The sequence below is a fragment of the uncultured Nostoc sp. genome (assembly GCF_964245445.1).
Taxonomy (GTDB): Bacteria; Cyanobacteriota; Cyanobacteriia; order Cyanobacteriales; family Nostocaceae; genus Nostoc.
In genome coordinates this window covers 1-4,383 of record NZ_CAXTNE010000434.1, presented here as the reverse complement: position 1 = coordinate 4,383, position 4,383 = coordinate 1, and the positions used below count along the sequence as shown (strand labels likewise).

The following is a 4,383-nucleotide window of genomic DNA, read 5'->3' as shown; positions in this document are numbered from 1 at the left end:
TTTTTAGCGATCGCTGGTTTTTGATCCTACCTCACCAAATCGCGTTGCTCCCTTGATATTCTTGGCATTTCCAGTATGAAATAGGGGAAATGTGAGCAATTGGAGCGCCTGCGTGGAATCGGAGAAAATAATATGTCTAACGTAAGCATTGCTCCCGTAGCTGCCTGTGTGGAGCCGTAAGCATTTCCACAACTAGTATGAGTGAAAATGTGACAGCGTGTCGGAAGTAGTATGTGCCGCAACTGGGGTGGAGGCCCTTTGTTAGTAGTTGAGTGTGAAAGTGATGTTAGCTTCTCTGGTGAAGAAAATATTGGGCTTTATCAATCGTCACAGTGGGCAGAACGTGGATTCTGTAAGCAGTGTGGTAGCCATCTTTTTTATAAATTAAAACAAAATAACCAGTATTTCATACCTGTTGGACTATTCGACAACTGTGAAGGTCTTGTTTTCGATCATCAGGTATTCATTGATGAAAAGCCCAAATATTACTGTTTTGCCAATCAAACTAAGAACCTGACAGGGGCTGAGGTGTTTGCACAGTTTGCACCTCCTGAATGACCATTTAATGAAATTCAAAATTCAAAATTCAAAATTCAAACATTTTGTAAGAAATAAAAATTTTTAATTGATTAATTCTGGGTACAGAGCAAGCACTGAATAAAATTCAGTGGTCAACAAGGCAGTGGCGGGTTTCAGAGCAAGGACTGATTGTAATAATGAAATTGATAATTTTGAATTTTGAATTGTTTTGACTCCTAAACATTAGAGTTACTTTTTACCAGTTTGAGTTACGTTGGGCGAATCAGCGCACTGCTTCACTCACAAAGTGCGACACCGAATAGCCCGTCGTAGACATCACTCTTAACCTTGAGACAACAAATCATCCTGCTATGTCTTTGCCACTTTTGTAAGTCATAGCTCTGGGTTTTCTCTTCTTGAGAGGGACTACTGATTTCTTGGGTGCTTGTGGTGGACGGCATTTCTCACAATAAAGCGGTCGCACACCAAAGGTTTCTCGTTGCGTGGGTTGCTCACACTGCTTACATACGAAGTTGAAAACGCAAGTATGAATTTCCCGCTTGTGCGCTCTGACGGTGTACTCTCGGACATCTATTGTTTTGCTGGGCATCGGTTCTGTAATCGGTGTTCTATTTTTAAGGATAATTTCTAAGCATCAATATATTGGTGCATCTAATTACTAAAATAGTGACAATTAGTTAGCAGAGGGTAGCGACCGATGTTTAATTTTGTTTTAGTACTTTTTCAATTTCTACTAATTTGTGACGTAAGACTTCCTGTAATTCTATTAATTCAGCAGGGTTAGCTTGCTTGAGCAACTCTAAAGAGAGTTTTTGCAAACGACTAGATGCTTGGGATACTGCTTTTTTCTTCGTATTTTCGGTTACTGCTACCTCGGACTCAGATGCTATCACTTCAGCTACTAATTTTCGAGTAGCAACAACAGACAACTTTTCTACTATTACTTTGTGCGTAGTCTCTTCCCTAATAGATTTTGCTTTTTGTTCAGTCAATCCCAAATTTTTTGCGGAAAGTTTTTGTAGAGCCATTGCATGAACACCTTTAAGTCCTGCTCTTATGGCAAGTTTTAGGTCTTCTGCTAAAGATAGCATCGGAAAAATATTGGCATCGATAGAAGCAGGATTTAGCTGTAAATCTAAGAGTAGACTTAAGATTGCTTGTTCTGAGTCGCTTAAATCTAAAGACTCTAGTTCTTTTTCTTGTTTTTTTGCATCTGCTGTTATTAAATCCACCAGCGATGTTATACGCTTTTGACTATTCAAACGTCGAACTACTGTTGAAAGAATACGCGGAATATCTTGAAGTTCTAATCCAGTAATTGTAGACAATTCACGCGTGATCGCCTCGGCTTTATCCAAAGGATTAAGGTCTTCTCGATGTAGAGAAGTTAGTAGTGCTTTACGATGTAAACCAGTTGGTTCTGGAATAATAACTGCTGACAAGGTTTGCCAACCTAAAGCTTTAGCACTGCGCCAGCGTCGCTCTCCGTCAAAAATTAATAGATGATTCTCCCTTTGAATCAGAATAACTGGTTGTAACTGTCCATAACTAGTTAAAGAGCGAGACATAGATTCAAGACTTTCAGTTAAAAATGTTTGTCTAGGTTGTTCTATATTTGGCTCTATTTGCTCAATAGGAATTGACAAAATACCTATTTGTGACTGAAGTTGTGTTCGCAACTCTTCCAATTGTGTTTCCAACTCGCCTGAATTTTTGTCACGAAGTTCTTCAATCTCTGCTCTTAATTGCTGTATTTCTTCCTCTGCTTCAGATAATTGCTGAGATTGCTTTGCACCTGAAAAATAATTTGTAAGATTAGGAGTGTTACGAGCGCACATAATTATTTTGTCTTTTTAGTTGTCTTAGGTTTTCCAATTAAAGCCACAATATGAGAAGTAGTTTCTTTAAAATCATCCTTAGCAGGATGACTAGGACGGTAAATATGCAATGGTAAACCTTGACCACTAGCATTGACAAATTCTGCGCTATCCCGGATTGCTGGAAATGCTCGAATCTTCATCTGTTGCAACTGTTCAGGCAATCCTGCAAGCATCTGTCTATGAGTACTTCTGCGAACATCATATTGATTGGGAACAAATCCTAAAATTTCTGGAGTTGGGTTTAAACGTAAGTGTTTGCAATGATAGTAGTACCATTCCAATAAATGTGCTGCACCTTGAATTGATTTTGGTTCTAGCTGTACGGGGATAATAATATGTGTACAAGCGGCTAGAGCCATTAAAGGTAAAGGGCCAAGGGTTGCTGGGCAATCAAAAATAATTACGTCGTGTGCTAGTGGATAATCTGTTAAACAGTCGGCTAAAAGGTAGGCTCCTCTTTTGTGTAGGACAAGTTCATCTGCTGTTTGGGTTAATACCATTCCCCCTTGACATACGACAACATTATTGGTGTACTGGCTCCAGCAAGGAGTTAATGGCCAAACACCGTCAAATTGATCTTTGAGAACTCCTGCTAAAGTCTGTTCTGGTTCTGGTGGATTCAAACCACAGAATAACGTTAATGAGCCTTGTGGGTCGAGGTCTAGTAGGGCTACATTGTACTTGCGTTTTGCTAAGTCGTAAGCTAAATGAACTGAAAGTGTAGTCTTACCACTGCCTCCAGCATTGCTAATTACAGCTAGTCGAATTTGCATGGCTTCGCTTTGAGTGCTATTTCCGAATCATATATTGTGACGCTGAGATCATATATCAATATATGATCCAACTAATTACTTGTCTTTTTTATTGTGTCTTCCATTCAAGATAGTTTATTAATGGGTGCATTGTTTGGGCATCCACTACCGAAAAAATTAACCATTTTAGACTTTGGCAATGGAACGACTCTCTATTCTCGTTACAACCAAGGGAAACGAGAAGTTCACACTGCCTACCCCATCGGTGTAGAAGTTCTCATCGATGATATTTCCCAAAAAATGAAACATCTAAATGGCGGAAAAATCGGGGATGCCTCCAAAATCCGATTTTGTCTGGAGATGGGGCACACTAGGTACAGCCGTGACATTGATATTAAAGATATATACAGCGCTTCTTTAAAAGATTGGTATGAAAAATACTTGAAGAAAGTAGTGAATCTCACGCTTGATGCCAAACACCAAGGGGATGAAATCTGGGCGATTGGTGGAGGCTGTCTTTTATAGCAACGGAAGCAAAGCTTAGGACAAAAGAATCGTTTAGAAAACTGACTTAGGCTCATTGTTAACGTCCTAACCTATAGTTCGACTGCTATACCAGGATTTAAAAAGCTGTTGGAGAAAAACGGCTTCAAAATCCTGGACAATCCGGCAGAAGCCAATGTCTCTGGGCTTCTAGAAATGGCAAAAACTATTCTTGGTAAGAACCCAACTACTACATCTCTTAAGTGAAGTTATAACAATGGCAGATAAAAAAGACTTAGCACCGGAAAAAGTTCGCCTCAAAGATAATTACCGAGAGCGCATATTTGCAGAATCGCAAAAACTAGATAAAAGTTACCTGGACACGCTTTACTTTATCGTTGATTGCTATTTTGTTTTCATCAAGGCTGGATTACCTGCACAACTTTTAGCTGACACACCCATTAATACTGAGTCAAACCAACTCACCTCTTGGACTCCAACTCCATTTGCAGAGGAGAAAGAAGAAGATTCTTCAGGGGAAACATTCAGCCTTGATTTTGATTTGTAACCCTCAAAGGAAGTTGGCAACGGTAAAGAAGGGAAATTAGCCTGTGCCATTCTTTCTATCAGTATGTTTTTATATTATTTTACACAAGTTTCTGTGCGATGGCTCAAGGGACTTCCAAGAAATAAATTACTCAGCAAAAATGATAATTTGACATTTATAA

At 39.2% G+C, this 4,383-nt stretch carries 5 protein-coding genes and 1 pseudogene; 3 read left to right on the top strand and 3 right to left on the bottom strand.

What is annotated here, in order from left to right; genetic code table 11:
* The first annotated feature begins 231 nt into the window (after positions 1-231).
* Positions 232-558, top strand: a complete 327-nt coding sequence (locus ACFE90_RS36720) for a GFA family protein (protein ID WP_375507162.1) — start codon at positions 232-234, stop codon at positions 556-558.
* 322 nt (positions 559-880) lie between these two features.
* On the opposite strand, the gene ACFE90_RS36715 is transcribed toward ACFE90_RS36720, so the two are convergent.
* The 3 genes from ACFE90_RS36715 to ACFE90_RS36705 all read right to left on the bottom strand — a co-directional run bounded on the left by ACFE90_RS36715 (position 881) and on the right by ACFE90_RS36705 (position 3,193).
* Entirely contained in the window at positions 881-1,129 is a 249-nt protein-coding gene (locus ACFE90_RS36715) for a hypothetical protein (RefSeq protein ID WP_375507161.1), read from the bottom strand.
* A 112-nt stretch (positions 1,130-1,241) separates the two neighbouring features.
* Positions 1,242-2,378 carry a ParB/RepB/Spo0J family partition protein gene (locus ACFE90_RS36710; protein ID WP_375507160.1) on the bottom strand — a complete coding sequence of 379 codons (1,137 nt, stop codon included), beginning with the start codon at positions 2,376-2,378 and terminating at the stop codon, positions 1,242-1,244.
* A gap of 2 nt (positions 2,379-2,380) precedes the next feature.
* The gene (locus ACFE90_RS36705) at positions 2,381-3,193 is read right to left on the bottom strand and encodes a ParA family protein (protein ID WP_375507159.1); all 813 of its coding nucleotides are present in this window, start codon (positions 3,191-3,193) and stop codon (positions 2,381-2,383) included.
* Between the two features lie 120 nt (positions 3,194-3,313).
* Between ACFE90_RS36705 and ACFE90_RS36700 the strand changes: the two are divergent.
* Positions 3,314-3,922: pseudogene (locus ACFE90_RS36700) on the top strand (hypothetical protein); the annotation flags it as partial.
* Between the two features lie 10 nt (positions 3,923-3,932).
* Complete coding sequence (locus ACFE90_RS36695; RefSeq protein ID WP_196522313.1) at positions 3,933-4,223, top strand: hypothetical protein; 291 nt, start codon at positions 3,933-3,935, stop codon at positions 4,221-4,223.
* The last annotated feature ends 160 nt before the right edge of the window (positions 4,224-4,383 follow it).

Excerpts from the sequence above, each read along its gene's own strand:
- ACFE90_RS36720 (WP_375507162.1), top strand. The coding sequence starts at position 232 with ATGTGCCGCAACTGGGGTGGAGGCCCTTTGTTAGTAGTTGAGTGTGAA.
- ACFE90_RS36715 (WP_375507161.1), bottom strand. The coding sequence starts at position 1,129 with ATGCCCAGCAAAACAATAGATGTCCGAGAGTACACCGTCAGAGCGCAC.
- ACFE90_RS36710 (WP_375507160.1), bottom strand. The coding sequence starts at position 2,378 with ATGTGCGCTCGTAACACTCCTAATCTTACAAATTATTTTTCAGGTGCA.
- ACFE90_RS36705 (WP_375507159.1), bottom strand. The coding sequence starts at position 3,193 with ATGCAAATTCGACTAGCTGTAATTAGCAATGCTGGAGGCAGTGGTAAG.
- ACFE90_RS36695 (WP_196522313.1), top strand. The coding sequence starts at position 3,933 with ATGGCAGATAAAAAAGACTTAGCACCGGAAAAAGTTCGCCTCAAAGAT.